We start from the raw sequence: 17,595 nt of genomic DNA, 5'->3' as shown, positions 1-17,595 counted from the left end.
GTTTTTCTGTAAAAATGAAACCCGACAGGTTTTTAAAACCTGTCGGGTTTACTATGTTTCAAAAAAGTTACAAATTTTTGATTACAAATTCAGACCTTCTGTTCAATTCATGTTCTTCTTCTGAGCACGATTCATCGGTTTTGCATTTTACAATTGGAACCGATTCTCCATAACCTTTTGCAGAAACTCTTTTGGCTTCAATTCCTGATTGAATAATAAACTCTCTAGTTGAATTGGCTCTTTTCTGAGATAAATCGGCATTGTATTTTTCATTTCCTCTTGAATCGGTATGCGATCCAATTTCGATGACCATTTCAGGATATTTTTTCATTAATTCTACAACTCTGCCTAAAATCACTTTGGATTCTTTACGAATATACCACAAATCATAATCAAAGTAAATCGGGTCAGTTTTAATGATCAAACGATCTTTGTCTTTTACAACATCTTTTTCTTTTGCTAAAATCTCTTTTACTTTTTCCTGCTTTCTAACTTCAGCCGCAACGATTGCCGCTTCTTTGGCTTTTTTCTCTTTTTCTTTTAATTCAAGTGCAACCAAAGCTTCTTTTTTCTTGTTTTCTTCTTCAATAATAATTTCCTGCTTTCTTTTATTTTCAGCAATCTCCTTTTCTTCTTTTTTAATAGCGTCTAGAGATCTCAAAGCCAAAGAACCATCATTTACTTTATCTCTTGTTTTGTCCAAGGTCAATATTTTAGAAGCGTTGGTATAGTTTTCTTTGAAAGCGCTAATTTTATACGAAGTCTCACAGGCAACCGTAAAACTGAATTTTCCGTCAGCAGAAGTTGTAATAGTGTTCAAAGTTTTATTCTCTGAATCCTGCAATAAGACTGTTGTATTTTCTAAAGCCAATTGCGTATCAACATCTATAATCGTTCCAGCAATAAACTGCTTACAATCTTCAACAATCAAATCTTTTATTTCTTTGAATTGATAAATATCGTCGCTTCCCTTTCCTCCTTCTCTATTTGACGAGAAAAATCCTTCTTTGGTATTCGAATCTACGTTAAACGCAAAATCATCTAAATTAGAATTTAACGGAAGCCCAACATTTACTGGTTTCGAATAATCATTTCCGTTTATTTCAGAAACGAAAACATCTAAAGATCCATATCCTAAATGTCCGTCTGATGAAAAATATAATTTATTATCTGCCGAAGCAAAAGGAAACTGCTCTCTCTTATCGGTATTAATTTGCGGACCTAAATTCTTCGGCGTATCATACGCTCCTTTATTTATATTAACCGAATAAATATCAAATGAACCCAAAGAACCTGGCATGTCTGAAGCAAAATACAATACTTTTTCGTCGGCACTTAAAGCAGGATGCTCAACAGAATAATTCGAACTGTTGAATGGAAGCGACGTAATATTAGTCCACTTTCCTTCTACCAGTTCAGCTTTAAAAATCTGAAGATTGGAGATTTTCTTGTCATCTTTTTTCTTCTTGCCGTTTTTAGAATTGTTTCTCGTAAAATAAATCGTTTTGCCATCTTTTGTAAAAACAGCATTCGATTCGTGCATCCCAGTTTTCAATTCTTTCGCAAAATAATGAACAATAGAATCTGCCGAATTGATGTTTTTTAAAGGAATTGAAACCAAATTCAAATAGGTTTCATTATCCCATTTGTATTTTTTATCGAACAAGCCTGGTTTTAATTTAACTCCAGCAAAAACTAGATTTTCTTTGTATTTAACCCCTCCAAATTCAGAATTTGGCGTATTTATCGCGAGGTTTTTAATTTCAAAACGTTTGCCAATTGCGGTAACATTTTCTAAAGTTTTCAGTTCTTTTTCAAAATTGGCAAGATCTTCAGAATTGGATGATTTAGCATAATACTCTTTTAAATTGGCATTTGCATCGTCATTACTATTTGTTGCTTTTAAAGTCTGCGCGTATCTAAAATAATATTCTCGATCTAAATTATTGTTGTAATTTGAAACCAACAGACGATAATAACGCTGTGCTTTTACTAAATCATTGGTATAGAAATAAGAATCAGCCAAGTTTTTAATTACTTCTTGTGAAGGTCTTTCGTCAGCTAATTTTTGGTACAAAATAATAGCTTCGCTGTAATACGTTTTATCAAAAAAGCGTTTTGCTCTAATCAATTCCTGATCCTGTGCATTTATAAACTGTATTGAAAATACGAATATAATAACGAGTAGTTTTTTCATATTTTTCATTTTAGAAGAATCTTGGTGATTTATCAAATCCTTTTCCTAACAAGTCCAGATCGAACAACAGCATGATTTCGTGTGTTCCAGAATTAAACTCACCAAAGTTCGTGAGGGTATAATCGTAAGCATATCCTACTCTCAATGTCGGCGTGACATTAATATTGAACAGCGCACTAACGGAATCATCAATTCTATAGGCAGCACCAAACTCAAACTTTTCATTATACAAAACATTCGCAGTAACATCTAAAGTAATTGGTGCTCCTTTTACAAATTTTGACATAAATGCTGGTTTCAGCTTCACCTTGTCGCTAACCTGAAAAACATAACCAGCAGTTAAAAAAGTGTGTATTTCTTCGGAACCAAAAGCGTTCATTCCAGATTTTTCTTCAATGTATTTTGATTTTAGCAGATTGGGTGCAGATAATCCAACATAGAGATTGTCTCGAAAATAGTAAGCCCCGACTCCAATGTTTGGTTTTGTTGCATTTATATTTTCTGAAAAAGCAAAATCGGTCTGCGGATCTGTAAAACGAAATCCATTAAAATTAGTTTGCATAGATGAAAATCCTGCTTTTAAACCTAACGACAATTTATTTTTTCCGCCTAACTTTAGAACATAGGCAAAATCGGCATAAACATTATTTTCTTTTTTGGCACCATCCCCAATATCATCTGAAACAAATGAGATTCCCGCTTCTATTTTATCATTGATTGCTGTATGCCCAAAAAACGTAAATGTTTTTGGAGCACCATAAGCACCTACCCATTGTGTTCTGTACAATCCTCCAAAATTCATCATGGCAGGAACACCTGTTGCGTAAGCAGGATTGACTACGCTCATATTGTACATATAATGCGTATATTCAGGATCTTGCTGTGCAGAGACCGACAAATAAAAAAGGAAATTTATAAGGAGTATTATTTTTTTCATTTGAAAATTATATTAAAAATATAAAAAGAGATTTTATCGATTTAAATAAAGACGGCCTTGTTTGGGCGGTTTATTGTCTTTATTGAAATGCAGTACATAAAAGTAAACTCCATTGGGTGCAATGCCACCAGCGATACCACTCTTCTCGTAATTTTTTCCATCCCAGGCTGGTTTACTATTATCTCCTTTATACATTCCGTTTCCGTATCTATTATAAATTTCAAGTGTATAATTTGGATATAGAAATTCAATATCTTTTATCACAAACGAATCGTTTACACCATCTCCGTTTGGTGAGAATCCGTCTGGAATAAAGAAATCATTTGGCACATTATCACACTCTGTCAATGCGACCGTCACTTCAATATATTGTGAAGAAAGACAATCTGTACTTGAAAAATTAAATCCGTAGTATTTTCCCTGTTCAATTAAAGGAGTTGTGCTTGATAATAAATTTCCATTATTTGGCGAATCATACCAAACTACACTTGAAGGAACATTTGTATTATTTGATAAATCTGAAATTGTGGGATTATTTAGTCCGCAGAAGTTTTGCCCCCCTGAATTTAATACCGGAATTGGCGAATCGTCTACAGTAACCAAAACAGCCGTAGCTTCTGAAGTACAGCCTTGAGCAGAAGTTTCTCTCACATAATAATTACCCGATTCTAAAGCCAAAGTACTAGCTAGAGGCGTTGTTGAAGTTAGAGAATTATACCATTTATACTGATTCCCGTTTGGAACTAAATTTGCAACTTCTGCTTCATCAATTTTACAAAACTTCTGATTTTGAGCAACAGGTGCAGATGGAATTGGATTTATTATAAAATCATCAGTCACATTGCTTAAATTAACATCACAATTTGTTGCTGTATTGGTCAAATTTAATAATGTGATTTTAGTTGTTCCAGCATTTAAAAGTAATCCTGCAGGAATGATAAAATCTAATTTACCATTAACTACAGTCTGAGATATCGTTTGCAAACCAGAAGAATTGCTTTCTGACAATGTATAAGAAATGCTTGCGTTTGTTAAATTTCCTAAACCAGAAATCGAAGCAGAAACTGGATCATTCAAACAGAAATCATTTACTGCCACACTAACTGTTAAAGCATTTGGCAACGGATTTATAACTAGATTTCCTGCCAAAAAAGCTGTATTGCTACATTGGGGAAAAGGATATGTAACATTTACAATATTTACAATCGTAATTACTGATAATCCTGCGTTTGTACTTAGATTACTTGAAATTGTAAAAGATGCTTTTCCTGCTGTTACTTCCATTTCTGTAATTTCTCCAGTAGCAACATTATCTCCATTAATATTATAAACAATTCGATAGTCTCCATCAAGCAATTGAGGCGCAGTAACTTCAATTAATGCTTCCTTACCTATACAAATAGGAGCCGCTGTTAATACGGCATTATCTAAATTAGGTAATGGCTGTATGATTACTGAAATCTTTGTTGGCGCTGAAGTACAGCCCGCTACAGAAGTTTCTGTAACATAATAATCTTCTGCTTTTAAAACATAATTGGCCGCAAGAGGTGTTGTTAGCGTTGCAGAATTATACCATTTATACTCTGCCCCACTCGGAACAAGATCAGCAGCTGTTGCGTTATCAGATTTACAAAATTCCATATCTTGGGCAATAGGTGCATCCGGTATTGGATTTATCATAAAATCATCCATTACATTAATTAAATCTACATCACAATTTGTAACGGTATTGGTTAAATTTAACAATGTGATTTTGGTTGCTCCACTATTTAAAAGCAATCCGGCAGGAATAGTAAAATCTAGTCTCCCACCTGTAACCGCTCCAGCTATTGTTTGCACAGCAGAAGAATTACTCTCTGACAACGAATATGTAATGCTAACATTCGTTAAACTCCCTAAACCAGAAATCAAAGCAGGAACAGGAGTATTCAAACAGAAATCATTTACTGCTACTTTTACTGTCGCAGCATTTGGCAATGGATTAATAATTAGATTTCCTGCAAGATTTGCAGCAATACCACATTGTGGCGAAGGATTTGTGATATTTACAATATTTGTAATTGTAACAACAGATAATCCGCTGTTTACATTTAAACTTCCTGGAACAGTAAAAGACGCTTTTCCTCCTACAGCTTGTATTACTGCCGTTTGTCCACTAGTCAAATTGTCTCCATAAATACTATATGTGATTCGATAACTTCCATCAGCTAATTGAGGTGCTGTAATTTCAATTAATGCATTCTCATTTTGACAAACAGAAGTAGCTGTTGACACTGCATTAGTTAAATCAGGTAAAGGAAAAATCGTTAAAGTATCTGAAAAAGGGCTAAAGATATCAGTACAAGAATTTTTACTCGCTAAATAATCAATATCCGTAATAGTAATAGTATATTCACCTACCTGTCCAAAATAAGATGAACTAATGGGAAAGTCAAGCACTCCATTGCTAAAACCTGTAACTATGTTTTGTGATACAGACCCTCTTGGCCCTACAATACTATAAGTAACACGGTATAATCCATTTGGAATACTATCAGGTCCTTGGGTAATTTTTCCTGAATATGTAGCTGTCGCGATTTGCGATGCACAAATATCTTTACTAACAACAACTGTTGCCCCTGTAAAATCAAGTCTTTCTTCAAGAGTAATTATAACAGAAGATGTTTCATCTTTACATATATTATTATCAGGAACTGCTAATACGGTATAGTTATAGATATATTCACCGGGCCCGTTAGTATCGAACAGTTCTTGAAGATTAATATTGTGATCTGTACTAGAAGTTAGTCCAGTTCCTGTCCAGGTACCGCCACTATCATAGTCAGTAAGCCGATCAAACAGGTCTAAATTGGTATAAGAGCCCAAATCGGTAGTTCCACAAAGCGCTAAATCTGCTGGCGTTCCTGCTTTTGGGGCCCTTAGAACTGTCACAACTATATTAGTTGACTTTTCAGTTGGAGAACAATCTAATACTGCTGGTACAGTATAGGTAAAGTAAAGTGTAGTTTTTTGATCTATATCTGAAATATCTATTACAGATCTTACTACTTGTCCTGTAATAGTATTTGTAAATGTTCCATTATCATGCGGCCCCATTGCATTACTGTCAAATGCTGTAAAAAGATTGAAGACACGTGCTTTATTACAAACCGTTGCCTGTGACCCCACACCGGCATAAGCCCCTATTGTAATTGTCACCACTGCTTTATCATCTACGCATCCTGAAGTAGTGGGAGCCGTATAGGTATAATGATAAGTACCTCCTTCGACAATAAGCTTGGGACTCAAAATACCTGTAGCCGGATCTAAACCTTTCAAATTATTATCATCGGTCCATGTCCCGCCAGGAACTGGGGAACCTTCTAATAAAGAAAATAAATTTACAGATTGATAAATTGGATTAGAAACATCACAAATCAATTCATTTGTATTATCGTCACCAGCACATTGTGCAGTTAATTTTGAAGAAATGAGGGTAAAAAAAATAAAAAACAATACAAAATGGTGGTAGCTAATGTAGTTTTTTGCCATAGATTAAATTTTCGCTAAACATAAGAAAATATTCAACAAAAAAACTAATTTTTAGTAAACTAATTTTCACAAAAAAAGCACATTTCCACAATACAGCAGTATAAAACAGGGTTTTGCAATAAATTGAAAAAATGACTTTCAATGCTTTTTACAATTCATCTTCTAGCTTAAATCTAAATTTAAGCACCAAACTATTTCGTTCTACTTCGATATTAACCCAAATATCATCTTCCGATTTTAAAAGGTTATTAATTTGCTGAAGACTATATCTATATGGTTGTGTATTATTAATACTGACAACAATATCCCCTTTGCGCAGTCCACATTTTTCGGCTGCAGAATTCTTACGCACATTTACTATTTCATATATAGGTTTAAGGGCAAATTTATATTTAAAATTATTATTGTTTTTATCTTTTTCCTGCAATTCATCTATTGTAGAAGCAACTTGTACGGTTTCTAAATGTACGGTTTCCTGCACCCATTGAAGTCCGTTGTGCTGAATCGTAATTCCGCTTTTATTATATGTGAAGGGTTCTCCATACTTGCTATTTTTTTTCAGGTACAGCTTTTTCCCTTTATAATCCAAAACTAAAGTAAATCGTTTTAAAACTTCACCCCCTACAGATCCAATACGTCCTGGAACCATCTTCACGTTTCGAATGGAGGCAGAATCAGGAAAAGAAACAATTGGTTTTTTAAAATCAAACTCATCAATCGAAAATTTATCAATTTTAGCGCGATGACCTTCAATGTCTCCACTAAATCCTTTTCCTAAAAAGTCTGGAAAGTTTTTGTTTGGGAGTTTAATTTTATCATTTTCAAAAATCCAAAAAGCATCACTATTTCCAATATCAATTAAAAGCTTTGCCGGAATTTCTTCATTATTCACAGTTGCTGTTGTCATGATATAGGGTTTTGCCTTTTCTACCGTTATCGGAATCATCCTAAACTGTTTGTTTAGTTTTTCCTCATATTTATCACTTTTAGCATGAACTATTATTTTCTTCTTTTGATAATTGACTTCAACATAGTTATTTCTAAAGAATTTGTGGCCGATAATTCCGTTAACAGGAATTCCGATATGAGAAGACAAATTAAAGCTTTGATCTAAAATAATAAAGACCATGTGGTCATTTGATTTGAGACCATGCGTTTCTAGAATATTTTTTGTCGATTTTAAGCCTTCTATTTCTTCTTCACTCCCTAAACCGCGAAGTTTGATTTTCTCTACATTATTAAAACTGACTTCCTGCCTCTCTTCCATACTAAACAGAATTGTCTCTTCAACTCCAGAATCTAGGAGGAAATTTAGTTCAACTCCGTTTACTTTTATAGGAATAAAAACAAGGTTATTTATCAATTTAAAAGGTATTGTGGCCTTTGTTGCATTGTTTTCCAATAAAAAATCGCCTTGCCCGAAAAGCAAAAAAGGTAAGAATAACCCAAAAAACAATACTATATATTTTTTCATTGACAATATTTTATTATAAAATTAGTAAATATATTTATTATTGTTACATTTTCGTAAGTCCTTGTATTGTTTACGTTAAATTGGAAAAAAAAATGCAAATTTGCACTTCAATAATTTATACTCATGCCGACAATTTCACTCAAGGGAAAAAACATGCCCGAATCTCCGATACGCAAGCTGGCTCCTTTTGCTGATTTAGCAAAGAAAAAAGGACACAAGGTGTATCACTTAAACATTGGTCAACCGGATATCAAGACACCGGAAGTGGCCATCGAGGCGGTAAAAAATATTGATTTGAGTATTATAGAATACAGTCCGTCTGCCGGATATGAAAGCTATAGAAAAAAATTAGCTCATTTTTACCAGCGCCAAAATGTAAACGTTAACACAGAAGACATCATTGTAACTACTGGTGGTTCTGAAGCCTTACTTTTTGCACTGGCCACAATTACAGATCCTGGAGATGAAATCATTATCCCGGAACCTTTTTATGCTAATTATCACGCGTTTGCTTCTTCTACAAGTGCAACTGTAGTGCCTCTTGTTTCTACTATTGAGACTGGGTTTGCTTTGCCTAGTATTGACGAAGTCGAAAAACTAATAACACCAAGAACAAAAGCCATTCTGATTTGCAACCCTGGAAATCCGACTGGATACTTATACTCTGAAGCCGAAATTAAACAGTTGGCGCATTTAATAAAAAAACACGATTTATACTTAATCGCTGATGAAGTGTATCGTGAGTTTTTATACGATGGTGACGACGTGCATTTTTCTGTAATGAATTTAGAAGATGTACAGCAAAATGTTATCATGGTCGATTCTGTTTCTAAACGCTACAGCATGTGCGGAGCAAGAATTGGCTGTTTGGTAACTAAAAACAAAGATGTCTTAGCAACTGTAATGAAGTTTGCTCAAGCACGTTTGAGTCCGCCAACAATTGAGCAAATTGCTTGCGAAGCTGCAATAGACACACCTCAAAGTTATTTTGACGAAGTAATCGGTGAATATAAAGATCGTCGCAATACTTTAATCACTGAATTAAACAAGATTGATGGTGTTATTGTAACAAAACCAAAAGGTGCTTTTTATTGCATTGCTGAACTTCCTATAGAAGATTCGGATGATTTTGCACAATGGCTTCTTGAAAGTTATGATTTGAATGGCGAAACCGTAATGATTGCTCCGGCAAAAGGTTTCTATTCGACACCTGGAATGGGATTAAATCAGGTTCGTATTGCTTATGTTTTAAACAAAAAAGATTTGATTACAGCCGTAAACATTTTAAAGGAAGCTTTATTGGTTTACAACAACAGATAATCAATTCATTATAACACACTTTAAAAAGACAATAGCGTTTTTCGTTGTTGTCTTTTTTGTTTTTAATAACAGTATTTCTCTTCAAAATTTAAATTATATCCAAAAAGGAGTAATTAAATCCTAAAAACCATAGAAAAGGTTTCCTATTTATTAATTATCTTTACCGCCTTAAATGAGGAATACACATACTAATAGTAGTTTTTAATGATAAACAACGAAGAATTTTTAGACGAAATAGGAGATAATCATTTCAGCAGTAATGCAAAAAACCCTCTAAGAGCGGATGCTTTTGACATCACTGATGAAGAAAAAATAGAAAAAATTAAAAAAGATGTTGAAAACATTCTACAAACTCTAGGAATGGATTTGACAGATGACAGCATTAAAGGAACTCCAAATCGAGTTGCAAAAATGTTTGTCAAAGAAATTTTTGGAGGTCTTAACCCTGCAAAACAGCCAAAAGCTTCAACTTTTGACAATAATTACAAATATGGCGAAATGCTTGTAGAAAAAAACATCACAGTTTATTCTACTTGCGAACACCATTTACTGCCAATTATCGGGCGTGCTCACGTTGCTTATATCTCAAGCGGACGTGTGATTGGTTTATCAAAAATGAACCGTATCGTTGAGTATTATGCAAAAAGACCTCAAGTACAAGAGCGCCTAACGATGCAGATTGTTCAAGAACTTCAAAAAGCTTTAGGAACAGAAGATGTTGCTTGCGTTATCGATGCTAAACACCTTTGCGTAAACTCTCGCGGAATTAAAGATATCGAAAGCAGTACAGTAACTTCTGAGTTCGGAGGAAAATTCAAAGACGCTCAAACGAAGAGAGAATTTTTAGATTATATTAAGCTAGACACTCAATTCTAAAATGTTTATTGTTTTTTGTTTATAGTTTGTTGTTTTTATGGCGAAAATAGAGAAGTTTGAAGATTTAGAAATTTGGAGGTTAGCTCGAGAAATCTGTCTTCAAATTGAATTTCTAATTCAAAATACAAACTTAAAAACAAACTATTCGCTAAGAGATCAAATTGATAGAAGTTCTGGTTCAATAATGGATAATATCGCAGAGGGCTTTGAAAGAAATGGCAATCGAGAATTTATTAATTTTTTAAGTATTGCAAAAGGTTCTGCTGGCGAAGTAAAATCTCAATCTTATAGAGCTTTTGATAAAAAACTGATTAATCAGGAACAACATTTAAAACTGAATGAAAAGGTTGAACTTGTTAAAAACAAAATTGGGGCAATGATGAACTACTTAAACAAATGTGAAATCAAAGGGCTAAAATTCAAATAAACAATTTCACTCCAAAACAATAAACCAAAAACAATAAACAACAAACATTAAAAAATATGCCTTTATATACAAGTCAGCCTTTAAAAATATACAATTCGCTTTCTGGCGAAAAAGAAGATTTCAAACCAATCCATGAAGGAAACGTTGGAATGTATGTTTGTGGACCTACCGTATATAGTAATGTTCACTTAGGAAACGTGAGAACTTTTATGTCTTTTGACGTGATCTTCAGATATTTTCTGCATTTAGATTATAAAGTTCGTTATGTTCGAAATATTACTGATGTTGGACATATTGTAGATGATGTGGATGAAGGTGAAGATAAAATTGCCAAAAAAGCACGTTTGGAGCAGTTAGAACCTATGGAAGTAGTACAGCGTTACACTGTAGATTTCCATAACATCCTAAAAGCTTTCAACTTTTTGCCTCCAAGCATTGAGCCTACAGCAACAGGACATATTATTGAGCAAATTGAAATCATCAAAAAAATCATCGACAAAGGCATCGCTTATGTAGCTAACGGATCGGTATATTTTGATGTTGTAAAATATAACGAGACTAATAATTACGGTATCTTAAGTGGTAGAAATATCGATGATATGTTGGCTAACACGCGCGATCTTGACGGACAGTCGGACAAGAGAAATCCGCAAGATTTTGCACTTTGGAAAAAAGCTGAACCAGAACATATCATGAGATGGCCTTCACCTTGGAGCGATGGTTTCCCAGGATGGCACTTAGAGTGTACTGCAATGAGCACCAAATATCTTGGCAATCATTTTGACATTCACGGAGGTGGAATGGATTTAAAATTCCCTCATCACGAATGTGAAATTGCTCAAAATGAAGCTTGCACAGGTCAAGCGCCAGTAAATTACTGGATGCACGCTAACATGCTTACCTTAAACGGAAAGAAAATGGCAAAATCGACTGGAAATAACATTCTTCCAGGCGAAATTCTTAGTGGAGACAACAACATATTAAGTAAACCATTTTCTGCTTCTGTAACTCGTTTTTTCATGCTTCAAGCGCACTATAGAAGTATCCTAGACTTCTCTGACGATGCTATTGTTGCTGCTGAAAAAGGATATAAAAGATTAATGGAAGCACTTGATGCTTTACCAAATATTACGGCAGGAAATTCGAGCTCGATAGATTTTGCCGCTTGGAAACAGCTTTGCTATGATGCAATGAATGATGATTTCAACACACCAATTTTAATTGCGCAGTTGTTTGAAGCCGTTCGTTATATCAATTTACTAAAAGATGGCAAAGAAACGATTTCTGCTGAAGATTTAGCCGATTTCAAAGCAGCGGTAAACGCTTTTGTTTATGACGTTTTAGGACTTAATGACGATAAAGCTGCCGATGGCGATAGCGACAAACTTGATGGTGTGGTAAACATGCTTATCGAAATGAGAAATCAAGCCAGAGCAGATAAAAACTTTGCTCTTTCTGACCAAATTCGCGATCAGTTAATCGCTTTAGGAATTCAGCTTAAAGACGGAAAAGAAGGAACTACTTTTAGCATTCAATAAAAAAGTGGTCAGTGTTCAGTTTTAAGTGTTCAGTCGGTTCAAAGTTTGAATCTGATTACTAAAAAACTGACCACTGACCACTATAAACTAACTTATACAAAAAATATGTTTTCAAAAATTCTGATATATCCCTTTGTATTGTTAGTCCGTTTTTATCAGACTGCCATCTCACCCTTTACACCTGCCGCCTGTAGATTTGAACCAACTTGTTCCACTTACATGATTCAGGCATTGCAAATTCACGGATTGTTTTATGGTGGATTTTTAGGCATCAAACGCATCTTAAGCTGTCATCCTTGGGGAAGAAGCGGCTATGATCCTGTACCAGAAAAGAAATGCAACCACAAACATTAACTTTTTAGAAAGCGGTACTTTACATTAAATATTTATTTTTACAGCTATATAAAAACATTTATACATGACACACGCCTTAAATTTAGTTTGGAATCCTTCTGAGGGAATCAACTTAGGATTTTTTATGATTCGCTATTACAGCTTAATGTTTGTAATTGCTTTTGGTTTAGGATGGTTCCTAATGAAAAAAATGTTCGAAAGAGAAAACGAATCGATTGAAAAACTAGATTCTCTATTTGTTTGGACGGTTTTAGCCACTTTAATAGGCGCACGTCTAGGTCATGTTTTCTTTTACGATTGGGAATACTTCAGAAATCATTTACTTGAAATTTTCTTACCATTTAAATTTGAGCCAGAATTCCAGTTTACAGGTTTCCAAGGATTAGCAAGTCATGGTGCTGCTATTGCAATCATTGTTGCAATGTATTACTACAGTAAAAAAATCTTGAAACGTCCATTATTATGGATTTTGGACCGTGTTGTAATTCCAGTGGCGAGCGGTGCTATTTTTGTTCGTTTAGGGAATTTCTTCAACTCAGAAATTATCGGAAACGAAACTGACTCTGCATTCGGAATCCGTTTCCTTCATGACACATTCAGCAAAGCCGAAGCAGTACAAAAAACAGGTATTGCAGATCCAAAAGAAGCTTATAATGCAATAGCTTCAGATCCAAGATTCGCAAACATATTAGCTGAAGTGCCTTCAAGACATCCTACTCAGCTTTACGAAGCGATCTGTTATGTTTTTGTTTTTGCTATTTTATACTTTTTATATTGGAAAACAAACGCTAGACTTAAATCTGGACTTTTATTCGGATTGTTTTTAGTGCTTTTATTTGTTGTACGTTTCATCGTAGAGTTTGTAAAAGAAAGCCAAGGTGGTTTTGAGAGCGAATTAGGCTTATTTTCAACAGGACAGTGGCTAAGTATTCCATTTATCATTATTGGGCTTTTCTTTGTCATTAGAGCGCAAAGAAATCCTTTAGCAGAATCATGAAAAATAATTTACCATTATAAAAAGCCCAATATTCAAATATTGGGCTTTTTCTTTTTATAACTGATACGAAATACCAAATTCGATATTCTTAGTATTATATCCTGCATTACTGCTTCCTAAACCGGCATTAGAAACATGCCTTACACTAGGACGAATATCAAAACGGAAATTATCATAACCTGCAGTAAAACCGAGCGCCAAAACATCAGCAAAAGCAAAACCTTTAGACATTCTTTCTGTTTCTGTATCTGTAATAAGAGGCCCAACACTACCTAAAACATAAAACGAACACACTTTACCAATAGGTTTACGAACAAGAAAACCACAATTAAGCACATATTCGCGAACATCTTTTAGACGCGTATATTCATCTCTTTTTTGCTGATAATTTGAGGTTTCAGGCTTAACAAAATAGAAATTCAATAATTGATGTTTTCCAAAATTGATTTCGGGCTGGACTAGAATTTCATACTTAAAATTCTTAGTCTCTTTTATCTCGTAATAGAGCTGCGCCTTATAAAAATGATTCTCAAAAGTGTAATCGGTATTACTAAATTCACTTCCAAAACCATAACTCAAACCTATTCTGTATTTACTGCTTTTTTCCTGCGCTTTAAGATGCATTACAGCAAATAACACTAAAATAAAGAATATTCGTTTTAGAAGCATAATATGTTTTTGGTTGGCTATACAAACATAAAAAAAAGATCCAGCTTTCACTGGATCTTTTTTTTATTTAGAATAAGGTTTTTAATTATGCCTTATTGTGTTTGTCTTCGATTGTGTGTTTCTCATCACTTGAAATCGTGTCAACCAATACTGGTGTAGCGATAAATAATGAAGAGTAAGTACCAACGATAATACCAATTAACATTGCGAAGATAAATCCTCTGATAGATTCTCCACCGAAAATAAACATCGTTAATAATACGATGATCATCATTAATGAAGTATTCAATGTTCTAGATAATGTAGTATTAATAGAAGCGTTTACGATATCTTCGAAACTTCCTTTACGGTTTCCGATGATAAACTCTCTCACCCTGTCAAATACAATTACTGTATCGTTCATAGAATAACCTATTACAGTCAAGATCGCAGCGATAAAGTGCTGATCCATTTCCATGTGGAATGGCATGAATTTGTAGCATAATGAATAAACTCCTAATACGAAGATTACGTCGTGCGCAACAGCTGCAATCGCACCTAATGAATATTGCCATTTACGGAAAGATACCATTAAGTATAAGAAAATAACTGCCATTGCACCAAGAACTGCCCAGTAAGAGTTCGTTTTGATATCCTCAGAAATAGAAGCTCCAACTTTAGAAGCTTGCAACACACCTACTCTTTTACCATCAAATGAGTTGATAAATTTATCGTAAGTTGTATTTGGGAAATATTTCTGTAAAGCAGCGTATAATTTTTGGTTTACTTCTTCATCGATAGCAACACCATCTTCTTTAATTTTATATTTAGTAGTGATTTTCAATTGATCATCATCACCTAAAATTTTAGCCTCAACCGGAGTACCGAAAGCAGCAGATAATTCATCTGAAACTGCAGTTGCATCAACTGGCTTTTCGAATTTAACTTGGAAAGTTCTTCCTCCAACAAAATCAACACCTTCATCTAATCCGTTAACGAAGAAGATAGAAACTAAACTTACTACAACTACAATTGAAGAGAAGATGTAAGTGAATTTTTTAATCTTGATAAAGTCAAAGTGGAAGTTTGTAAACCAGTTTTTAGTAATATTTGTAGAGAAAGTTAAATCACCTTTTCCTGCAATATTTCTGTCAATGAAAATTCTAGCAATAAAGATAGAAGTAAACAATGAAGTTACGATACCAATTAATAATGTTAATGCGAAACCTTTAATAGGACCTGTTCCGAAGATAAATAAGATAGCTCCAGTTAAAACGTGAGTAACGTTAGCATCAATAATAGAACGCATTGCTCCATGCCATCCGTAAGAAGCTTGAACTGCTTCAGAAAGAGATTTTCCTTCACGTAATTCTTCTTTCGCTCTTTCGTAGATAATAATGTTCGCATCTACCGCAGTACCTAATGTTAATACGATACCTGCAATACCTGGCAATGTCAATACAAAACCAAAACTTGCCATAATTCCGAATAAGAATAGTAAGTTTAATAATAATGCAAGGTTTGCATACCAACCAGCTTTACCATAATAGAATACCATCCAAACACAAACTAATAAGAAACCTAATACAGAAGAAATTGTACCTGCATCAATAGCTGCTTGCCCTAAAGATGGACCTACAACAGTTGATTGGATAATATCTGCAGAAGCTGGTAATTTACCTGCATTTAATACGTTAGCTAAATCTTTAGTTTCAGCTACATCAAATGAACCTGTAATCTCAGATCTTCCTCCAGCAATAGGACCGCTTGTTACACCTGGAGCAGAATATACGATATCATCTAATACAATAGCAATGTAGCTTTTTTGAGCAAATGCTCTTCCTGTTAATTCTTCCCAAACTTTAGCACCTTGGCTGTTCATTTGCATAGAAACAGCTGGTTTACCCATTTGGTCAAAAGTATCTTTTGCATCTGTTACAACACCACCGCTCATAGCTGGGTTATTGTCTCTGTTTCCTTTTAAAGCATATAATTCAACTGCTTCAATATCTGCAGCGCTTTTAATGTCTTTTGCTTTAGGATCTTTTATAGTTGTTGGCTTGCTCCATACAAATTTTGCATAGTGTTGGTCAGCAGCCAATAATACTCTAATTTCTGGTCTTTTGAAATAATCATTGATAGCAGCAGTATCTTTAGGAGCAAAGTATCCTAAAACTGGTCCACCACCTTGAACGATCATTTTATCAAATAAAGGATTATTTCCTTTTTTAACATCTGAAGAATCTTTAGCATCAGTTAATAATGCATTCAATGAATCTTTAGCAACAGTTTTAGTTTCTGTCTTTTTAACTTCAGTTTTCTTTAAAGCCTCGTTTGCAGATACTAAGAAATTTCCAATTTCTTCAATTTTATAAGTTTCCCAGAACTCTAATTGAGCTTTTCCACCTAATAATTTTTTAATTCTATCTACATCCTTAGCACCTGGAAGCTCAACTAAGATTCTTCCTGTTTCTCCTAATTTTTGGATGTTTGGCTGTGTAACACCAAATTTGTCGATACGCTCTCTTAATACTTTAAAAGCACTTTCTACAGACTCATCAACTTTTCTTTTGATAACTTTTTGAACTTGTGCGTCAGACATTTGAAAGTCAACTCCACCTTCTCCTTGAAGGCTTCTGTTAGCAAAAATATCTGGAGATGCTAATTTTACAGTTCCTTTTGAATTTGCTTCAAAAGCTTCAAAAAACTTATTTAAATACGTTTTGTTTCCTTCTAAATTTGCAGATGCATCAGCCAATGATTTATTAAAAACTGGATTTTTAGAATTATTAGCCAAACCTTTTAATACATCTTTAATAGAAATCTGAAGAATTACGTTGATTCCTCCTTCTAAGTCAAGACCTTTATTAAGCTGTTTGTTTTTCACTTCGTTATAAGTGAAATCAGTAAAACCAAGATTTAATACTTTTTCTTTACCAATAGAATCTAAATATTTCAGCTCTTTATCAGGATTATCTCCTGCAAAAGCTTTAGCTTCACTTTTGACACCATTTGCCACAAAAGTGAATGATAGTTGGTAAATACTTACCAATGCAAATAGAATTGCGAAAAATTTAATAAGTCCTTTATTCTGCATTATTACTAAAAATTAATTATGTTTTATTTTTGATTTTGTTTTAAAGTCCCATAAAATAAGCCCTGACATGATTTTTTAAAACAAAAAAACGAGATCACGAATTACCAATTTTTTTTTAAACCGAGCAAATATATAATTAACGAAAATATTAACCAATTTATTTATTAATTAATCTCAAAAAAAAAGCTGCAAAAGTGCA

At 33.9% G+C, this 17,595-nt stretch carries 12 protein-coding genes; 6 read left to right on the top strand and 6 right to left on the bottom strand.

Features of this window, described 5'->3' with window-relative positions; genetic code table 11:
• Positions 1-67 precede the first annotated feature (67 nt).
• The 4 genes from DM397_RS13100 to DM397_RS13085 form a co-directional block, all read right to left on the bottom strand.
• Entirely contained in the window at positions 68-2,197 is a 2,130-nt protein-coding gene (locus DM397_RS13100; RefSeq protein WP_111377998.1) for an OmpA family protein, read from the bottom strand.
• Between the two features lie 10 nt (positions 2,198-2,207).
• The gene (locus DM397_RS13095) at positions 2,208-3,134 is read right to left on the bottom strand and encodes a PorP/SprF family type IX secretion system membrane protein (protein WP_111377959.1); all 927 of its coding nucleotides are present in this window, start codon (positions 3,132-3,134) and stop codon (positions 2,208-2,210) included.
• Between the two features lie 33 nt (positions 3,135-3,167).
• Entirely contained in the window at positions 3,168-6,665 is a 3,498-nt protein-coding gene (locus DM397_RS13090) for a gliding motility-associated C-terminal domain-containing protein (RefSeq protein WP_111377958.1), read from the bottom strand.
• A gap of 148 nt (positions 6,666-6,813) precedes the next feature.
• Positions 6,814-8,139, bottom strand: a complete 1,326-nt coding sequence (locus DM397_RS13085) for a PDZ domain-containing protein (RefSeq protein ID WP_111377957.1) — start codon at positions 8,137-8,139, stop codon at positions 6,814-6,816.
• A 123-nt stretch (positions 8,140-8,262) separates the two neighbouring features.
• On the opposite strand from DM397_RS13085, the gene DM397_RS13080 reads away from it, so the two are divergent.
• The 6 genes from DM397_RS13080 to lgt all read left to right on the top strand — a co-directional run bounded on the left by DM397_RS13080 (position 8,263) and on the right by lgt (position 13,651).
• Positions 8,263-9,459, top strand: coding sequence for a pyridoxal phosphate-dependent aminotransferase (locus tag DM397_RS13080; RefSeq protein WP_111377956.1), 1,197 nt, complete (start codon positions 8,263-8,265; stop codon positions 9,457-9,459).
• Positions 9,460-9,663: 204 nt separating this feature from the next.
• The gene (folE, locus tag DM397_RS13075) at positions 9,664-10,335 is read left to right on the top strand and encodes a GTP cyclohydrolase I FolE (RefSeq protein ID WP_111377955.1); all 672 of its coding nucleotides are present in this window, start codon (positions 9,664-9,666) and stop codon (positions 10,333-10,335) included.
• Between the two features lie 37 nt (positions 10,336-10,372).
• On the top strand, positions 10,373-10,762 hold the full coding sequence (locus DM397_RS13070) for a four helix bundle protein (protein ID WP_111377954.1): 390 nt from the start codon (positions 10,373-10,375) through the stop codon (positions 10,760-10,762).
• A 56-nt stretch (positions 10,763-10,818) separates the two neighbouring features.
• A complete protein-coding gene (gene cysS / locus DM397_RS13065; protein WP_111377953.1) occupies positions 10,819-12,300 on the top strand; it encodes a cysteine--tRNA ligase in 1,482 nt (493 codons plus the stop codon).
• A gap of 105 nt (positions 12,301-12,405) precedes the next feature.
• The gene (gene yidD / locus DM397_RS13060) at positions 12,406-12,654 is read left to right on the top strand and encodes a membrane protein insertion efficiency factor YidD (RefSeq protein ID WP_008462282.1); all 249 of its coding nucleotides are present in this window, start codon (positions 12,406-12,408) and stop codon (positions 12,652-12,654) included.
• Between the two features lie 64 nt (positions 12,655-12,718).
• A complete protein-coding gene (gene lgt, locus DM397_RS13055; RefSeq protein ID WP_111377952.1) occupies positions 12,719-13,651 on the top strand; it encodes a prolipoprotein diacylglyceryl transferase in 933 nt (310 codons plus the stop codon).
• A gap of 54 nt (positions 13,652-13,705) precedes the next feature.
• Here lgt and DM397_RS13050 read toward each other — a convergent pair whose 3' ends face one another.
• Together DM397_RS13050 and secDF are read right to left on the bottom strand one after the other, a co-directional pair.
• Positions 13,706-14,320 (bottom strand): acyloxyacyl hydrolase, encoded by a 615-nt coding sequence (locus tag DM397_RS13050; RefSeq protein WP_111377951.1) that lies wholly within the window; start codon positions 14,318-14,320, stop codon positions 13,706-13,708.
• Between the two features lie 85 nt (positions 14,321-14,405).
• Positions 14,406-17,396: a protein translocase subunit SecDF gene (gene secDF / locus DM397_RS13045; RefSeq protein WP_111377950.1), complete on the bottom strand. Its 2,991-nt coding sequence runs from the start codon at positions 17,394-17,396 to the stop codon at positions 14,406-14,408.
• Positions 17,397-17,595 lie beyond the last annotated feature (199 nt).

The sequence above is a fragment of the Flavobacterium nitrogenifigens genome (assembly GCF_003254565.1).
GTDB classification, from domain to species: Bacteria; Bacteroidota; Bacteroidia; order Flavobacteriales; family Flavobacteriaceae; genus Flavobacterium; species Flavobacterium nitrogenifigens.
Note: the sequence above shows the minus strand (reverse complement) of the source record. Positions and strands in the feature narration are given on the sequence as shown.

Excerpts from the sequence above, each read along its gene's own strand:
- DM397_RS13090 (WP_111377958.1), bottom strand. The coding sequence starts at position 6,665 with ATGGCAAAAAACTACATTAGCTACCACCATTTTGTATTGTTTTTTATT.
- DM397_RS13050 (WP_111377951.1), bottom strand. The coding sequence starts at position 14,320 with ATGCTTCTAAAACGAATATTCTTTATTTTAGTGTTATTTGCTGTAATG.
- DM397_RS13070 (WP_111377954.1), top strand. The coding sequence starts at position 10,373 with ATGGCGAAAATAGAGAAGTTTGAAGATTTAGAAATTTGGAGGTTAGCT.
- cysS (WP_111377953.1), top strand. The coding sequence starts at position 10,819 with ATGCCTTTATATACAAGTCAGCCTTTAAAAATATACAATTCGCTTTCT.
- DM397_RS13100 (WP_111377998.1), bottom strand. The coding sequence starts at position 2,197 with ATGAAAAAACTACTCGTTATTATATTCGTATTTTCAATACAGTTTATA.
- DM397_RS13085 (WP_111377957.1), bottom strand. The coding sequence starts at position 8,139 with ATGAAAAAATATATAGTATTGTTTTTTGGGTTATTCTTACCTTTTTTG.
- DM397_RS13095 (WP_111377959.1), bottom strand. The coding sequence starts at position 3,134 with ATGAAAAAAATAATACTCCTTATAAATTTCCTTTTTTATTTGTCGGTC.
- lgt (WP_111377952.1), top strand. The coding sequence starts at position 12,719 with ATGACACACGCCTTAAATTTAGTTTGGAATCCTTCTGAGGGAATCAAC.
- secDF (WP_111377950.1), bottom strand. The coding sequence starts at position 17,396 with ATGCAGAATAAAGGACTTATTAAATTTTTCGCAATTCTATTTGCATTG.
- folE (WP_111377955.1), top strand. The coding sequence starts at position 9,664 with ATGATAAACAACGAAGAATTTTTAGACGAAATAGGAGATAATCATTTC.
- yidD (WP_008462282.1), top strand. The coding sequence starts at position 12,406 with ATGTTTTCAAAAATTCTGATATATCCCTTTGTATTGTTAGTCCGTTTT.
- DM397_RS13080 (WP_111377956.1), top strand. The coding sequence starts at position 8,263 with ATGCCGACAATTTCACTCAAGGGAAAAAACATGCCCGAATCTCCGATA.